This window comes from Natronococcus pandeyae, assembly GCF_008122205.1.
GTDB classification, from domain to species: domain Archaea; phylum Halobacteriota; class Halobacteria; order Halobacteriales; family Natrialbaceae; genus Natronococcus; species Natronococcus pandeyae.
On the sequence record NZ_PHNJ01000002.1, the window covers coordinates 267769 to 282722 of the forward strand.

Consider the following 14954-nt stretch of genomic DNA (forward strand, 5'->3'; position numbering starts at 1 on the left):
TCGCAGCCGTTCGGCTACCCGGCGCGCAGCGACGGCCGGTACCGCTTACTCCGACCGGGAGCCGTAGGCGAGGCGACTCCCGACGTCGTCGAGCCACGTTTTGAATCGGCCCAGGAGGACGACGTGTGGCGAGACGCGGCGGAGTTCCGCGTCCTCGAGTTCGATGCGGTCGCCGTCGATGATGTCGCGGTCGCTTCGCGCGTCCTCGGTCGCGTCGAGGACGGTAGTCATCGAACAGCGTCCGCAGGCTTCCGCGCGGTCGTCGGAATCGGTCATCGGTCGACAGTATGGCCGCGACCGCGTTATATCTTGTGTCACTCGGTCCCACACCGGACAGATATATGGTACCGAAGGTCATACGATCGTTCGATCGACACCGGCCATGAGCGAGGATCGACACCCAACCGACGCGCAAAACCCGGATGCGATCGGTGAACCGCGACTCGAGGACGACATCGAGGGACTCGATCGAAACGGCGAGACGGCCGTTGCTGTGACGGAACGCGTCGCCCGACCGCCGGACGTCCCGCGCTGGGACGACGACTATCTCGACGCCGTCGCGCGACGACTGTGGAGTCACTACGACCTCGAACGGGAGTTCCGCGTCGCCGGCGAGTCGTTCGACCTCTACGGGAATCTCCGGATCGAAACCGAGCGCCACGCCTTCCACCCCACGGTCCGGTTCGCCCGGCATCACTCGAACGAGTACCTGTTCGTCCGCCGGGAGCCACGGCCGCGCGTCGAGACGCTCAAGGCGCTCGAGTCCCTGGGCGAGACGATCGCCGACGACTGGATCGACGCCGACGAACGCCACTTCAGCACCGACTTCACGTTCGTCGTCGTGGCGCGGGAAATTCCCAACGACGTCGGCGAGTTCGTCGAACAGTATCGGAACCGAACGCTCCTCAAGTTCGGCTACTACGGCCACTACGAGATCAACCTGGTCGTCGTCGCGCCCGACCGCAAGCAACTGGTCTCGAGCGATTCCGCCGGCGTCGCGGAGGCGTTCCGGACCTGGCAGCCGATCGAGCACAGCGAACCCGGCAGGCTAGGGCGATTTCTCGACTGGATCACCCGTTAAAAAGCGGAGAGACGGCTCTCAGTCGTCGTCCGAACCCGGAGTGATGGCGTCGGTTCCGAGTCCGGCACGTGCGTCGCGAATATTGTGCAAGCCCAGGTACAGCAAGGCAACTGCGAGCACGAGGAGGACGACCGCAATGATGCTCTGGAGCGCCCGGGCGACGTTGGCGTAGGTGAGCGTCGGATCCGCGAGGATCGCCTGCGGGTTCCGCCAGAGACCGATCACGGCCAGCGCGATGACGGTGACGCTGACCATGAACACCATCGGTGCACCGGTCGTGAGCAACTGCTTCGAGTCGTCCACGTTGGCGAGCCAGACAGTCGCGACGAGCAGCGCGAGCGACGCTAGCAACTGGTTCGCGCCGCCGAACAGCGGCCAGATGTCGCCCCACGTCCCGGAGGCGACGAGCAGGTAGCCGCCGAACGCACAGACCGCGGAGTTGACGTACCGGTTCGCCGCGAGTTCCTGCGTCGTCGACTCGGGCGTCCCGACGAGTTCCTCGATCATGTACCGTCCCAGCCGGGCCGCCGTGTCGGTGCTGGTCAGCAGGAAGCTGACGAAGACGAGGGCGACGAAGATCACGCCGACCATGGCGCTGATCCCCAGCGCGGAGATGAGCGCGCCCCCGCCCGCCGGGAACGTCGCGATCGCCTCCATGAGCCCTTCGGTCGTGGCGGCGATGATCACCACTGCGAGGATCGCGGTTACGGCGAGCAGTCCCTCGCCGAGCATGCCGCCGTAACCGATGAGTCGCGCGTCGGACTCCTTGTCGAGTTGTTTCGCCGTCGTCCCCGACGAGACCAGCGAGTGGAAGCCGCTGATGGCGCCACAGGCGATAGTCACGAACAGGAAGGGGAACAGCCAGCCCAGTTCCGGGTGGACGAACCCGGTGTACGCCGGCACCTCGGCGACCAGCCGGTCGACCTGCACCGACTCGATCCCGGCGGCCGCGATCGAGATCTCGACTGATTCGAAGCCGATGATGCTCCCGACGATCGCCCCGAGCAACATCGCGCCGATCCCGACGTACAGGAGCGTCGACGTGAGGAAGTCACGCGGCTGGAGCAACACCCACACCGGCAACACCGCGGCGGCGAAACAGTAGAGCATGACCACGATCGCCCACAGCGCGGCGTTCGGGTTCGTCTCGGCAGCCAGCGGGAGCCACTCCCAGGCCGCGGCGTCGCCGAGGAGCACGATCGTCCCCTCCGGGAGCAGTCCGGTGTCGGCCATCGCGATCGGGTACTGGAGACCGACCCAGACGCCCGCGAACACGCCCGCGGTGAACGCGATCGCGCCGGGCCAGAACGGCAACTGGAGCTGATACAGGTAAACCCCGAACAGCAGCGCCAGCCCGATGTAGATCATGCTCGCCGTCGCCGCCGCCGGGTAGGCGTTGAACACCGTCGCCACCAGGAAGATGAACGCGGCGATCACCAGGATGACCAGCAGGAACGCGAACCACAGCAGCATGTTCTTCCCCTGCTCGCCGACGTACTCGCCGATGATGTAGCCGATCGACTTCCCCTCGTGGCGGGCGCTCGAGACCAGCGCCATGAAGTCGTGGACCGCGCCGAAGATCGGGTTCCCGATCGCGATCCACAACAGTGCGGGGAGCCAGCCGAAGGCCGCGACGGCCGTGATCGGGCCGGCGATCGGTCCACCCCCGGCGATCGAGGAGTAGTGGTGCCCGAGCAGGACGGGCTTCTCCGAGGGAACGTACTCCTGACCGTCCCTATACTTGTGCGCTGGCGTCTCCCGATCGTCGTCGAGCTCGGTCAACGACGTGAGATATCTCGAGTAGCCGATGTACCCGATCGTGAACGCCACCAGTATGAACAGCACCATCCAGATGACTTGCATGGTATGTCTACCCCTATCACACGCACGAGGTCAGATACAATAAATTATTTAGTTGAGAATGTGGAAATTATATGCTTCGGCACTCGTCGGTCGTGGTTTTTGAATCAATCCGGGTGATTCTTACCCGAGCACGGCAGTCGAAGACGGACGCGGACTATACTGGACCTTCGAGTGACGAGCGCTCTGCGTCGGCTTCGCCGCCGAAATCCGCAGATCAAACCGGGTGGAACTGCTCGCCCTTGCGTTCGACCAGCGACCAGCGATCCCACGTTCGGCGCTGCCAGGCCTCGTACTCGTCTTCTATGTACGGCAGGAGTTCAGCAGTGTAGTACGAGACCGGGCTCGGAACGCCGAACGCGTCGGGGAAACACGCCAGCAAGAAGGCGTCCTCGAGGTCCTCGGCCTCGGCCTCGATGATCTCGTAGGTCGGATGCGAGACCATCCCGTGATACAGCCCCCGGATCCACGTGTCCGCGACCTCGCGATCGACGAGCAGCGAGGCGGCCCCCAGTATCGGCCCTTCGTACATGCGGCGAACGAACGCCAGTACGCGCTGGCGGTACGCGTCGATCCGCGTTGCCAGATCCATGGTGTCTGTTACCACTCTGCGTCGAATAAGGGTGTTGTCCGTCGGGATCGCTAGAGGATCGACGCGAGGATCACGAGCAGCCCCAGCAGCGCGACGCCGATCAGGACCGCGTAAAACAGCCGCTGCAAGCGACGCTCGACGGGAATCCGTTCCAGACGGTCCGGATCGCTCGTCCAGACGAGCTGGTGGTAGGCCGCGACGGTCGCCAGGAAAAACGTCACCGAGGCGACGACGAGTGCAGCAGCGATCGAGACGCCGAGTCCGCCGAGGTAGATCGGGACCCAGGCGTAGCTCACCAGGAACGCGATACAGACGACGACGAAAAACGGAACCGGATCGATCGGCGTCCCGTCCCGGTTTCGCAACCGCACGGCGCTACGAGCCGCGTCCCGGATCGGGCGAGCACTCGACGGCGATAGCGATTCGACCCATTGTGGTTCGTTCGGCCCTCACGTGCCGAAGCGGCAAAGATACCGGGGCCGTGCCGGTCTGCCGACTACGTCGTCCGGAACGCCCGGTCGCCCGCGTCGCCGAGACCGGGCACGATGAAGCCGTCGTCGTCGAGGCGGTCGTCGATTGACACCGTCAACAGGTCTGCTTCGGGGAACGCCTCGTCCACCCGGAGCAGCCCCTCCGGCGCGGAGACCGCGGAGAGCACGATCAGGTTCTCCGGGTCGGGCGAGTTCTCGACGACGTGTTCGAGGACGGTACATATCGTGCTCCCGGTCGCGAGCATCGGGTCGGCGATGATCACCGTGTCCTCCTCGTGGATCTCGGGCAGTTTGACGTAGTCGACCGTGATCGGGAACGAGCCGTCCTCGTCCCGGCCAGCCTCCTCGTCACGGCTCGCGCTGATGACGCCCTGGCGGGCGCGCGGGAACGCCTTCAGCAGCCCCTCGACGAACGGCGTCGCCGCGCGCAGGACGTTGATGATCACGATATCGTCGAGTCCCCTGACCTGCTCGCCCATCGTCGCCTCGAGGGGCGTCTCGATCTCGACGTACTCGGTCTCCATCCGACCGTCGATGATCTCGTAGCCACAGATGCGGCCGAGTTTGACCAGTCCCTTCCGGAAGCTGACCTGCTCGGTTTCGACGTCTCGGAGCTGTGAGAGCGTGTGTTTCGCGAGCGCGTGCGTGACGAGGTACGCGTCCTCCCGATCTTCGATCGTCATTACTCGAATGCGCACGCGCCGGGAATTTCACGGTGTCGGTCCGTCTCGAGCACTGCGTGGTGGCCTTATTCGCGTGTGACCGGGTGGCATAACAGTGCTGTTGCCACGCAGCGGCGAAGTTTATAGGCGTCCATCTCATAGCAGTCGCCCAGCCGAATGGAAGAGAGCATTTCGGGATTCAAGGTACGCGGTGATTGGGGCGACGTCGTCGAACACGGCGAACGCATCACGCGCGCGCTGCGGAGCGCCGGTGTGCACGATCCCGACCACGACTACGGCGCCCGCTTCGCCCGCGCATTCGAGGAGTGGGACGAGTGGCGACCCAAGGCCCACGAGACGCTCGACGCGGACGTCAGTGAGAAAACCTCCGACCAGGCGAGCGTCGAGGAAGGAAAGGGCGAGCAAGCCGGCAAGGAGCCCGACGAGGACCTGAAGACCGCCGGCGAAAAGCTCTCGGAGTCGTACGAGCGACTCGAGAGGGACGACGCCGACGCCGCGGTCGACAACTGGAAGGAGTCGATCGACTACGTCGCGCGAGCGGCCGACTCTGCGAGCCGCAAGGCGCTGCGCCGCGTCGAGGACACGGTCTACCAGAACGTGATGACCCAGCTCGCGCCGTACTACTTCGACAACGAACTCATCAGCGCGAACATCCAGCAGTCGACCCGCGGCGAGGGCGAGCAGTTCATTTTCGAGGTCAACGTCAACGACGACGTGCTCAAAGACAGCGTCTCCGAACGTCTCACTGAGTACGAGGACGAGATCGATCGCTGGCACGTCGAGGTCGAGAAGGACACCGAGGCCGCCGAAGCGATCGAGGGCGTCGAACCGCCGCCGGAGCCCGAGGACAACTCGAAGTCGACGACGAACTGATACACGAAAAAAGGCGTGTCGAACGCCCGGCGGCGTTCAGTCGCCCGTCCCCTGCTGTCGACCCTCGACCTGACCGATCCCGGGGACGGCCACGCGACGTTCGACGTGGGTCATCAGGTTCGTGGCCGAAAGCACCAGTCCGAGATAGACGAGCGCCAGCAGCGTGAAGATCGGCGTGTACTCGAACGTCGAGGACGCGATCCGGCTAGCCCGGTAGTAGAGTTCGGGCACGGTGATGAAGCCGGCCAGCGAGGAGTACTTGATCAGGTAGACGAGTTCGTTCGTCCAGGCCGGAATCGCGTACCGGAGCGTCTGCGGGAGCACGACGTGGCGGATTCCCTCGATCTTCGAGAGGCCGACGGCGCGAGCGGCGGTCAGCTGCCCCTCGTCGACGCTCTCGAGCGCGCCGCGGATGTACTCCGCCTGGTAGGCCGAGCCGTTGATCGTGAAGCCGATGATAGCGATCCAGAACGCGTACTCGGGGACGAACCCGCGGCCAACGACGTCGACGTCGTTAAGCCAGACCGCGAGCGGCAGTCCGTAGTAGAGGACGAACAGCTGCGCCAGCAGCGGCGTCCCGCGGATCAGTTCGGTGTAGGACAGCGCGAGCCACCGGAACGGGCCGCCGTACACCCGCAGCACGGCTACCGGGACTGCGATGCAGAAACCGATCGCGATGCTGACCGCTGTCAGCACGATGGTGTACCACGCGCCGGTCGCCAGCGCGGGCGCGATGTCGATCGCCAGCGCGGCGCCGTCGGCGAGGGAACCGAGCCAGCCGACCGGTATCCTGATCGGACCCAGAGCGGCGACGGAGCCCTCGAGCGCGTCGGCGATCCGTTCGAACGGCGCCGACGAGAGGAAGTTCTCGCCCGCCCCGGGGCCGATTCCCCAGCGGCCGAGCGTCCAGTCGTAGAGCCAGCGCGTGAGGAGCCACCCCCAGAAGGCGACGCCGGCGATCACCGCCAGCCCCTGTCCGAGGTCGTCGGTCGACTCGCGGAGCCAACTGGCGTCGATACCCAGCGCATCGGTCACGCTCATACTCGCTCGTTGCCCTCCACGTCGGTTCCGCTAGTCATGGCGGATACTCTCGAAGAACTGGGCCGTGCGCTCGTGCGTCGGGTTCTCGAACAGCTGTTCCGGTGGACCGCGCTCGACGATTTCGCCCTCTGCAAGGAAGGTGATCCGACTGGCGCCGCCGCGGGCGAAGCGCATCTCGTGGGTGACGACGACCATCGTCATCCCCTCGGCGACCAGCCCCTGCATCACTTCGAGCACCTCGTTGCTGAGTTCGGGGTCGAGCGCACTCGTCGGCTCGTCGAACAGCATCACCTCGGGATCCATCGCCAGCGCGCGGGCGATCCCGACGCGCTGTTTCTGCCCGCCCGACAGCTGCGCCGGGTAGGAGTCGGCCTGGTCGGCAAGCCCGACGCGCTCGAGTTCGCTGTCGGCGCGCTGGCGGGCTTGCTCCTTGCTGAACCCGCGCACCTTTCGAAGCCCGAGCGTAACGTTCTTGCGCGCGGTGAGGTGGGCGAACAGGTTGATGTCCTGGAACACCATCCCGATCTGCTGGCGAACGGCGTCCGGGTTCGTGTCCGCGGCGGTCACGTCCAGGTCGTCCAGGTAGATGTGCCCGCTGTCGACCTCGGTCAGGCGGTTGATACACCGCAGCATCGTCGACTTGCCGCTCCCGCTCGGACCGACGAGCACCTCGACGTCACCGCGGTCGACCTCGAGGTCGATGCCGCGAAGCACCTCCTCGTCGCCGTAGGACTTCCAGACGTCCTCGATCCGTAACAGGGGGTCCGTTTCGGTTGCGCTCGCCGACGAATCGGCGCTGCGCTCCCGGTCAGTGCGTTCGGTCGTCTCGGTTCGATTGTCGCTCACGACGATTCACCTGGAATTGCGAAGCGATTGCTCACGTAGTCGAGCGTTCGGTTAGTTCCGAACGTCAACACGAAGTAGAGCAGGCTGATGAAGAGGATGACCTCGAGCACGGCCGTCGTCTGCTGCGTAAAGAGGTCGTGGCTGCGCTTGAGCAGCTCACCGAGCCCGATCGCGAAGGCGATCGAAGTGTCCTTCAGGACGATCGTAAACTCGTTCTGGAAGCCAGGAACGCTGCGGCGCAGCGCCTGGGGGACCATCACGTGTCGGATCGTCTCGAGACGGCTCATTCCGATCGAGCGAGCGGCCTCCATCTGTCCCTCGTCGATGCTTCCGAGCGCACCCCGGAAGATCTGGGACTGGTAGGCCGCGCTCCGAAGCCCGAGCGCGATCGTCGCTGCGAGGAAGGCCTCCGGGACGTCGGTCGGCACGGTAAACGGCGTCGGTCCGAGGAGGAACTCGATCGACCGGAGCGCGAACTCGGCCGCGCCGAGGACGATCTCGATGGGCAACACAAAGTACGTGAAGATCATGATGACGAGGATCGGGGTCCCCCGTAACAGGACGCCGAACTTGCGGACGAACGCTTGCGAGTAGCCGCTTCCGTACGCTTCGATCGCGCCGGCCGGGAAGCCCGCGAGAAAGCCCACCAGAATGCTGGTCAGCGTGAGGACGATCGTAATCACCGTTCCCCACAGCAGGTACTCCCGGTTCCGGTAGACGAACTCCCAGTCCTCCCCGAAGTAGTGGCCGACCGTTTCCTCGCCGACGAACAGCAGTTGCTCGGCCAAAATCGCAGTTAACAGCTCGGTTACCGGTACAACGGAATCCATAGCCGGTCAGACTACTCCCCGAACCACTCCTGGGTAATCTCGTCGTACTCGCCGGACTCCTCGACCGCCTCGATCCCCTCGCTGAGCGCGTCCTGAATCTCCTCCTCGCCCTGCCGGATGGCGAAGCCGTACTCCTCGCCGGTCTCGAAGGTGAAGGCCACTTCGACGTCTCGGTCGCCCGCGAAGGAGTCGCCGACCGGTTCGTCGATGACGATCGCGTCGAGCGTCCCCCGCTCCAGTTCCTCGACGGCGAGGACGTAGTTGTCGTACGACGTGTAGTCGACGGCGTCGCCCAGTTCCTCGTCGACGATGCCCTCCCCGGTCGTCCCCGACTGCGCGCCGACCTCCAGTCCCTCGAGATCCTCGAGTTCCTCGGCCTGGACGTCGCCGCCCGTCTGGACGAGAACCGACTGGTCGGCGCTGTAGTACGGCTCCGAGAAGGCGATCGACTCCTGGCGCTCCTCGGTGATCGTCATCGCCGCGGCGATGACGTCGATGTTCCCGTTCTCGAGGGCGGGCTGTAGCGAGTCGAACTCGAGTTCCTCCCAGTCGCCGAGTTCGTAGTCGGTCTCGGCGACGACCGCCTCGAGCAGATCGATGTCGAAACCGACGAGTTCGCCGTCGACGTTCATCTGGAACGGCTCGAAGCCCGGCGCCGTACCGGGGACGATCACGTTGTCGTCCTCGTCGCCGGCACCCGCGTCGTCATCGGCGCTCGAATCGTCGTCGCCGTTTTCGGCGTCCTCGAGACAGCCCGCCAGGCCCGCTGTCGCGGCGACTCCAGCCGCACCGGTCCACTGCAAGTAACCCCGCCTGTCGAGCGTCCGCTTCTGGTAACCCATAATTACGTAAACGGTAGTGAATCCAGGGTACTTAAGACCCGTCTATTTCGGAACGCACAGCGCGTACACCTCACACACACGGTTACAGGTCGGCACACACTTGTACGGGCTTCGATTAACACCCGATAGATGGTCGAGATCGTGACGATTGCGACGTTTCTGGTCGCCGCAACCGCCAGTCTGTTTATGGCCTGGGCAATCGGCGCGGGCTCGAGTGGCTCGACGCCGTTCGCACCGGCGGTCGGGGCCAACGCGATCTCGGTGATGCGTGCCGGCTTCTTCGTCGGTATCCTCGGCTTCGCCGGCGCGGTGTTACAGGGAGCGAACGTCTCGGAAGCCGTCGGTACGGAGCTGATCGGCGGCGGCGTGACGCTGTCGCCGATGGCTGCGACGATCGCGCTGGTGATCGCGGCCGGCCTCGTCGCGATCGGCGTCTTCGCGGGGTATCCGATCGCGACGGCGTTTACCGTCACCGGGGCCGTCATCGGCGTCGGTCTCGCCATGGGTGGCGATCCGGCCTGGCCCAAGTACATCGAGATCGCCACGCTGTGGATCCTGACGCCGTTCGTCGGCGGCGGCCTCGCCTACGGGATCGCTCGAACGCTGCGGTCCGAACCGGTCGCCGAGGAGTACCTCATCGTCGCGCTAGCGGCGCTCGTCGGCCTGATCGTCGCCAACATCGAGTTCGCCGTGCTCGGTTCGCCCGGCGCTGGCGGTGCGTCGATCGCACAGGCCTCGAGTCGCTGGATCCCCGGTCCGGAGCTGGTCGGGGTCGCCGTCATGTCGGCGTTCATCGCGGCCATCTGGGCGCTCGTCGTCGGATTCGATCTCCGGAACGGAACCGAACGCGGCGAACGGCACTTCCTGCTCCTGCTCGGGGGTCTCGTCGCGTTCTCGGCCGGCGGGAGCCAGGTCGGACTGGCGATCGGGCCGCTGATCCCGCTGTCGGGCGACGTCGGGTTGCCGCTGATCGCGCTGCTCGTCGGGGGTGGGTTCGGACTCCTGATCGGCTCCTGGACCGGCGCTCCGCGGATGATCAAGGCGATCGCACAGGACTACTCCTCGCTCGGCCCGCGACGGTCGATCGCCGCGCTCATCCCTTCGTTCATCATCGCCCAGACGGCGGTGCTGTTCGGCATTCCGGTCTCGTTCAACGAGATTATCGTCAGTTCGATCATCGGCAGCGGGTACGCCGCGACCGGCGCCGGCGGCGGCGTCAGCGCGCGCAAGATGGGATACACGGTGCTCGCGTGGGTGCTCTCGCTCGCCGGTTCGATCGTCGTCTCGTTCGGTGGCTTCATCGCTATCGACGCCCTCCTCTTCTGACCGGTCGGAAAACATCGAACGGTCTTTACACGATCGGTGGCGAGAGTCGGGTATGGACGAGACCGAACCGATCCACTGGCGACGGGATGCCGACACCTCTCGAACCGTGCGCATCCTGTGGTCACTCGGCGTCGGGACCTTCTTCGCCGCGATCTCCATCATCGTCTTCTGGCGACTGTTCGATCTGGCCGGACAGACCGGCGGCCGGTCGTTCCTGGTCGCCGCCCTGGCCGCTCTCATCGTCACGACCGTGGCGGTCGCCGTCTCCGACAGCGCCGAACAGCACCTCGAGCGACTCACCGAGCGGCTGCCGGTCTCCACACCAGCCAGCGTCGACCGGCTGGCGGATGCGGCTCTGGGCGCGATCACGATGGGACTCCTCATCGCCGCGTTGATGATAACCGGACGGTTCGTCTCCCAGAACGAGCTGCTGGGTGGCGTCGGTGCCGGTCCGTTTACCGGTCTGGCGGCACTGACGATCCCGCTCGCACTCGTCGCGCTCGTCCTCGCATCGTTTCTCCGCTCCGTCGGCGCGTTCGATCCCGAGGACCGAGTTATCTACCTCTACGATCCGGACCAGTCGATCGATCTCGACGTGATCGAGGAGGTCTCTGTCCGGAAACTCGGCGATGCGGCGATCGTCAAACTCGGGTACGCACAGCCTGACGGCCAGTACGTCAAGGGACCGCGAAGAATCGTCGTTCCGCCCCACGTCGCTCGCGAGATCACGGCGGCCGTCGAGGCCAGTAGCCACTGAACAGCAGGAACCACAACTCAGGCGTCGGTCTCCTCGAGTTCGCTCACTTCTTCGCCCTCGTCGGCTTGTTCGAGCTTTCGCAGTCGCGCCATCATGATCCGGGTGTTCTCGACGTCTTCGACCGTGATACGGACGCCGTCGTAGGTGATCTCCTCTCCCTCCTCGACCAGGCGGCCGGCCCGGTTGAAGATGAAGCCGGCGATGGTCTCGAACTCCTCGCCCTCCGGAAGGTCGATATCGAGAGACTCGTTGACGTCCTCGATGTTGACCTCGCCGCGGACGAGGACGGTGTTCTCGTCGATCTCCTCGATCGGCTGTTCCTCGCCGCCCTCGAGGATCTCGCCGATGATCTCCTCGACCATGTCCTCCATCGTCACCAGCCCCTCGGTCGTCCCGAACTCGTCGATGACGAGCGCCATGTGCATCCGGTTTTCGCGCATCTCGGTGAGCAGTTCGTCGACGTTCTTCGACTCCGGCACGTGCAGCGTCGGCTGGATCAGGTCAGCGAGTTCCAGGTCCTCCGTCTCGGCTTCGCCGTAGTTGAGGTCGCGCACGAGGTCACGGATGTGGACGACGCCCTGGACGTTGTCGAGGCTGCCCTCGTAGACCGGCACTCTGGCGTGTCCGCTCTGGATACAGGTCTCGATCGCCTCGTCGATGCTGGCGTCTTTCGGCACCGCCGTCATGTCCAGTCGCGGCGTCATCACCTCCTTGACGATCGTCTTGTTGAATCGGAAGATCCGGGTGAGCATCTCGTGTTCTTCCTCCTCCAGGACACCCTCGCGCTCGCCGGACTCGATCATCTCCTGGATCTCGTCACGGGTGACGTAGGGCGACTCGATCGCCCCCGTCGAGCCGGTGAGCTTGTTCACCTGCCGCGTGAGGTAATCGAAGAGGACGATCAGCGGATACAGCAGGTACTCGGTGGCCTTCAGCGGTTTCGAGATCCGGATCGACCACGACTCCGTGTTCTCGACCGCGTAGGACTTCGGCACGCTCTCACCGAACAGGAGGACGATCGCGGTGATCCCGAACGTCGCGAGGATGACGCCGAGCAGGCCGCCGAAGTGGAGCGAGAGCACGGCCGTTGCGATCGAGGACATCGCGATGTTGACGATGTTGTTGCCGACCAGAATCGTTACGAGCAGCCGGTGTGGGTCGTCCTTGAGGGCTTTTACCAGCTCGGCACCCTCGATACCCTCCTCCACCATCCCCTCGAGGCGGTGTTTCGGAAGGTTGAACATCGCGATCTCGGAAGAAGAGAAGAATCCCGAAAGCGCGATGAGGACGGCGACGGCGAGGACGCCCAGAATTGATACGGTCGACTCGTCGATCTCGAGCCCCAGAAACGGGACCTCGTAGGCGGCGAGCACGACCTCGAGCAGCGGAGACAACGCCATTGATGTACTGACTTAACACCGGATCGGTTAACCGTTTACCATTCTTGTGCCCCTCGCCGGCGACGACACGCTTACCCGCTCGTTTCCCCAACGAGTGCACATGTCCGAGGCCACCAGCCACGACGGAGTGCAGGCGATCACGTTCTACCGGCTCCAGGCGTGTCCGTACTGCGAGCGCGTCGCCCGCGTCCTCGAGGACCAGGATCGCGACTATCGCTCGCGGTTCGTCGAACCGCTTCACTCTCGACGCGACGTCGTCAAGCGCGTCGCCGGCGTCCGGACCGTCCCGGTGATCGTCGACGAACGGACCGGCGTGACGATGGCCGAGAGCGCGAACATCGTCGACTACCTCGAGTCGACCTACGGCGACGGACCGGCGAGCGAGCCAGCGGCCGCCGAAGCCGCGGCCGAGACCGGAGGGGACGACTGATGCCCGAGTTCGACGTCGTCGAACTCGAGCCGACCGACCACGTCGAGTCGGGCGAGGAGGCACCCGACTTCACGCGGCCGCTGGTCACCGACGAGTTCTGGGAGGACCGCACGCTCGCCGACCTCGTCGACGGCCGAACGATCCTCGTCTTCACGCCGATGATCGGCTCGTTCGTCGGGAAGTACGTCTGGGACGAACTGGCCGAACGCGGCTGGGACGATCGCGAGGAGCGCGTCGTCGGGGTCACGGCCTCGACGCCGTACGCTGTCTCGACGTTCCTCGACGACAACGACCTCCCCTTCGAAATCTTCGCGGACCCCGCAAACGACGTGGCCGAGTCCTACGGCCTCGCCCACGACCTCGACGGAATGGCGGGCATCAGCGAGCCCCGGCCCGCGTTCGTCGCCGTCGACGCCGATCTGACCGTCGACGCCGTCTGGGTCGCCAGCGAGTGGCCCGACTTTCCCGACTACGACGCGCTCGAGGAGCAATTCGGACTCGCGTAACGCGGTGCGTTTTTGCCGACTCCGGGCCGACAGTTGAACATGAGCGAACTCGAGCGTGCCGCGACCGCAATTCGGGGCGGCGAGCTAGTCGTCTATCCCACGGAAACCGTCTACGGCCTCGGTGCGGACGCACTCGACCCCGCCGCCGTCGAGCGCGTCTTCGAGGCGAAGGGGCGCGATCGATCCAAGCCGGTCTCGATGGCGGTTCCGTCGGTGCCAGCAGCACTCGAGTACGTCCGTACGAGCACGCGCGAACGCGAGTTCATGGCGACGTTCCTCCCAGGTCCGGTGACAGTGCTCTGTCGCCGCTGCGATTCCGTCCCGGACGAACTCACGGCGGGGCAGGACCGCGTCGGCGTCAGGATCCCGGATCACCCCCTCGCGCTTCGGCTCTGCGAGCGCGCCGGGACACCGATCACCGCGACGAGCGCGAACGTCAGCGGACGTGGGAGCGTCCGGCGACTCGAGGAGCTCCAGCCGGCGATCCGCGAGGCAGCCGCGGTGGCCCTCGACGACGGCGAAGCGCCCGGCACCGAGAGCACGGTCGTCGACGTCTCGAGCGGGACGATCCACCGCCGCGGCGCGCGAGCCGACGAGATCGAGCGCTGGCTCAAGGCCCACTAACCCAGTCCGAGCAGCGACCGCAGCGTCCGCGTCCGGACGCCGCACTCGTCGGCGAACTCGCAGGCCTCACACTTCGACCGATCGTCGATTCTCGCGGGCGGGCCGTCGAGTTCCCGAACCGTCCGGAGCGCGCGACGGTACCGGGCCTTGCGACGCGTCGTGAGCCGAACGCGGCGGATCACGCCGTGGGCGGGGTACTCGAGCCAGGCGTGCTCGATCGACTGCTCGTGCTCCCAGGCGAGGGCTTTCGCGGCCGCGACGGCGTGGACCGACTGGGGCTCCCAGACGCCGTTCTCCGGGGGCTTCCCCGCGGAGACGAGCGCTGGCTCGAGCGGCTCTGCCAGCACCTTGTGAACGATCCCGCGACAGTGGCGCCCGGTCGCGAGGACGTTCAGTTCGGCAGGGTCACGGAGACGATCCCAGTGGCCGTCCTCGGCGAGTCGCTCCCGCGTGTTGGCGAGCCGGTCGCGGTACGCAGCCGACGGGACGGCGATCGGTTCGGCCTCGAGGCCGGCGTCGGGCTCGAGCAGCGCCTCGTAGCGGGTCGCGAGCGCTCGAATCGACTCGACCTCAGGTGGCGGTTCGCGCTCGTCCGAATCGCGCCGGCGCTGGTAGTAGCACTTCCGCGGACAGTAGGTGGCCGTTCGCAGGTCGCTGAAGGGGACGTGGGCTCGAGACACGACTCGTCTGGCCGACCCTTCCTATAAAAAGTCTCGTCCGGAGCCGGACGAAGGTGGCTGTGACTGTGTGGGAGCTATAGTAACAACTGAAA

At 65.5% G+C, this 14954-nt stretch carries 18 protein-coding genes; 7 read left to right on the forward strand and 11 right to left on the reverse strand.

Annotation, left to right across the window (positions count from 1 at the left end):
- Positions 1 to 45 precede the first annotated feature (45 nt).
- Entirely contained in the window at positions 46 to 276 is a 231-nt protein-coding gene (locus CV102_RS04890) for a hypothetical protein (RefSeq protein ID WP_148856776.1), read from the reverse strand.
- Between the two features lie 106 nt (positions 277 to 382).
- Here CV102_RS04890 and CV102_RS04895 point away from each other — a divergent pair, with 106 nt between their 5' ends.
- Positions 383 to 1081 (forward strand): hypothetical protein, encoded by a 699-nt coding sequence (locus tag CV102_RS04895; protein WP_233710633.1) that lies wholly within the window; start codon positions 383 to 385, stop codon positions 1079 to 1081.
- Positions 1082 to 1099: 18 nt separating this feature from the next.
- Here CV102_RS04895 and CV102_RS04900 read toward each other — a convergent pair whose 3' ends face one another.
- The 4 genes from CV102_RS04900 to upp form a co-directional block, all read right to left on the reverse strand.
- Positions 1100 to 2944 carry a carbon starvation CstA family protein gene (locus tag CV102_RS04900; RefSeq protein WP_148856777.1) on the reverse strand — a complete coding sequence of 615 codons (1845 nt, stop codon included), beginning with the start codon at positions 2942 to 2944 and terminating at the stop codon, positions 1100 to 1102.
- A gap of 214 nt (positions 2945 to 3158) precedes the next feature.
- Positions 3159 to 3473 (reverse strand): hypothetical protein, encoded by a 315-nt coding sequence (locus CV102_RS04905; protein ID WP_394349477.1) that lies wholly within the window; start codon positions 3471 to 3473, stop codon positions 3159 to 3161.
- Between the two features lie 110 nt (positions 3474 to 3583).
- Positions 3584 to 3904, reverse strand: coding sequence for a hypothetical protein (locus tag CV102_RS04910; RefSeq protein ID WP_148856778.1), 321 nt, complete (start codon positions 3902 to 3904; stop codon positions 3584 to 3586).
- Between the two features lie 125 nt (positions 3905 to 4029).
- The gene (upp, locus tag CV102_RS04915; protein ID WP_148856779.1) at positions 4030 to 4707 is read right to left on the reverse strand and encodes a uracil phosphoribosyltransferase; all 678 of its coding nucleotides are present in this window, start codon (positions 4705 to 4707) and stop codon (positions 4030 to 4032) included.
- Positions 4708 to 4863: 156 nt separating this feature from the next.
- On the opposite strand from upp, the gene CV102_RS04920 reads away from it, so the two are divergent.
- Positions 4864 to 5580, forward strand: a complete 717-nt coding sequence (locus CV102_RS04920; protein ID WP_148856780.1) for a DUF5828 family protein — start codon at positions 4864 to 4866, stop codon at positions 5578 to 5580.
- Between the two features lie 36 nt (positions 5581 to 5616).
- Here CV102_RS04920 and CV102_RS04925 read toward each other — a convergent pair whose 3' ends face one another.
- From CV102_RS04925 to CV102_RS04940, 4 genes are read right to left on the reverse strand one after another with little or no spacing between them, the layout of a single operon-like run.
- Positions 5617 to 6621 carry an amino acid ABC transporter permease gene (locus CV102_RS04925; protein ID WP_148856781.1) on the reverse strand — a complete coding sequence of 335 codons (1005 nt, stop codon included), beginning with the start codon at positions 6619 to 6621 and terminating at the stop codon, positions 5617 to 5619.
- Between the two features lie 30 nt (positions 6622 to 6651).
- Entirely contained in the window at positions 6652 to 7467 is an 816-nt protein-coding gene (locus CV102_RS04930; RefSeq protein ID WP_148856782.1) for an amino acid ABC transporter ATP-binding protein, read from the reverse strand.
- Positions 7464 to 8297 (reverse strand): amino acid ABC transporter permease, encoded by an 834-nt coding sequence (locus CV102_RS04935; protein WP_148856783.1) that lies wholly within the window; start codon positions 8295 to 8297, stop codon positions 7464 to 7466. Before CV102_RS04935 ends, CV102_RS04930 begins: the two co-directional genes overlap by 4 nt.
- An 11-nt stretch (positions 8298 to 8308) precedes the next feature.
- Entirely contained in the window at positions 8309 to 9139 is an 831-nt protein-coding gene (locus CV102_RS04940) for a transporter substrate-binding domain-containing protein (RefSeq protein ID WP_148856784.1), read from the reverse strand.
- 129 nt (positions 9140 to 9268) lie between these two features.
- Here CV102_RS04940 and CV102_RS04945 point away from each other — a divergent pair, with 129 nt between their 5' ends.
- A complete protein-coding gene (locus CV102_RS04945) occupies positions 9269 to 10465 on the forward strand; it encodes an inorganic phosphate transporter (RefSeq protein ID WP_148856785.1) in 1197 nt (398 codons plus the stop codon).
- A gap of 52 nt (positions 10466 to 10517) precedes the next feature.
- On the forward strand, positions 10518 to 11222 hold the full coding sequence (locus CV102_RS04950; RefSeq protein WP_148856786.1) for a hypothetical protein: 705 nt from the start codon (positions 10518 to 10520) through the stop codon (positions 11220 to 11222).
- Positions 11223 to 11239: 17 nt separating this feature from the next.
- On the opposite strand, the gene CV102_RS04955 is transcribed toward CV102_RS04950, so the two are convergent.
- Positions 11240 to 12622 carry a hemolysin family protein gene (locus tag CV102_RS04955; protein WP_148856787.1) on the reverse strand — a complete coding sequence of 461 codons (1383 nt, stop codon included), beginning with the start codon at positions 12620 to 12622 and terminating at the stop codon, positions 11240 to 11242.
- Positions 12623 to 12722: 100 nt separating this feature from the next.
- On the opposite strand from CV102_RS04955, the gene CV102_RS04960 reads away from it, so the two are divergent.
- Genes CV102_RS04960 through CV102_RS04970 form a run of 3 tightly spaced genes read left to right on the forward strand, consistent with a single transcriptional unit; the run spans position 12723 to position 14182 of the window.
- Positions 12723 to 13052 (forward strand): glutathione S-transferase N-terminal domain-containing protein, encoded by a 330-nt coding sequence (locus CV102_RS04960; protein ID WP_148856788.1) that lies wholly within the window; start codon positions 12723 to 12725, stop codon positions 13050 to 13052.
- Positions 13052 to 13558 carry a redoxin domain-containing protein gene (locus tag CV102_RS04965; protein ID WP_148856789.1) on the forward strand — a complete coding sequence of 169 codons (507 nt, stop codon included), beginning with the start codon at positions 13052 to 13054 and terminating at the stop codon, positions 13556 to 13558. The genes CV102_RS04960 and CV102_RS04965 overlap by 1 nt, the downstream gene beginning before the upstream one ends.
- A gap of 39 nt (positions 13559 to 13597) precedes the next feature.
- Positions 13598 to 14182: an L-threonylcarbamoyladenylate synthase gene (locus tag CV102_RS04970; protein ID WP_148856790.1), complete on the forward strand. Its 585-nt coding sequence runs from the start codon at positions 13598 to 13600 to the stop codon at positions 14180 to 14182.
- Here the strand turns inward: CV102_RS04970 and CV102_RS04975 are convergent.
- Positions 14179 to 14862, reverse strand: a complete 684-nt coding sequence (locus tag CV102_RS04975; RefSeq protein ID WP_148856791.1) for a CRISPR-associated protein Cas4 — start codon at positions 14860 to 14862, stop codon at positions 14179 to 14181. The two genes, CV102_RS04970 and CV102_RS04975, sit on opposite strands and share 4 nt — an antisense overlap.
- Between the last annotated feature and the right edge of the window lie 92 nt (positions 14863 to 14954).

Coding starts and splice junctions, on each gene's coding strand:
- CV102_RS04920 (WP_148856780.1), top strand. CDS start 4,864: ATGGAAGAGAGCATTTCGGGATTCAAGGTACGCGGTGATTGGGGCGAC.
- CV102_RS04900 (WP_148856777.1), bottom strand. CDS start 2,944: ATGCAAGTCATCTGGATGGTGCTGTTCATACTGGTGGCGTTCACGATC.
- upp (WP_148856779.1), bottom strand. CDS start 4,707: ATGACGATCGAAGATCGGGAGGACGCGTACCTCGTCACGCACGCGCTC.
- CV102_RS04935 (WP_148856783.1), bottom strand. CDS start 8,297: ATGGATTCCGTTGTACCGGTAACCGAGCTGTTAACTGCGATTTTGGCC.
- CV102_RS04945 (WP_148856785.1), top strand. CDS start 9,269: ATGGTCGAGATCGTGACGATTGCGACGTTTCTGGTCGCCGCAACCGCC.
- CV102_RS04890 (WP_148856776.1), bottom strand. CDS start 276: ATGACCGATTCCGACGACCGCGCGGAAGCCTGCGGACGCTGTTCGATG.
- CV102_RS04925 (WP_148856781.1), bottom strand. CDS start 6,621: ATGAGCGTGACCGATGCGCTGGGTATCGACGCCAGTTGGCTCCGCGAG.
- CV102_RS04970 (WP_148856790.1), top strand. CDS start 13,598: ATGAGCGAACTCGAGCGTGCCGCGACCGCAATTCGGGGCGGCGAGCTA.
- CV102_RS04955 (WP_148856787.1), bottom strand. CDS start 12,622: ATGGCGTTGTCTCCGCTGCTCGAGGTCGTGCTCGCCGCCTACGAGGTC.
- CV102_RS04940 (WP_148856784.1), bottom strand. CDS start 9,139: ATGGGTTACCAGAAGCGGACGCTCGACAGGCGGGGTTACTTGCAGTGG.
- CV102_RS04960 (WP_148856788.1), top strand. CDS start 12,723: ATGTCCGAGGCCACCAGCCACGACGGAGTGCAGGCGATCACGTTCTAC.
- CV102_RS04950 (WP_148856786.1), top strand. CDS start 10,518: ATGGACGAGACCGAACCGATCCACTGGCGACGGGATGCCGACACCTCT.
- CV102_RS04895 (WP_233710633.1), top strand. CDS start 383: ATGAGCGAGGATCGACACCCAACCGACGCGCAAAACCCGGATGCGATC.
- CV102_RS04905 (WP_394349477.1), bottom strand. CDS start 3,473: ATGTACGAAGGGCCGATACTGGGGGCCGCCTCGCTGCTCGTCGATCGC.
- CV102_RS04965 (WP_148856789.1), top strand. CDS start 13,052: ATGCCCGAGTTCGACGTCGTCGAACTCGAGCCGACCGACCACGTCGAG.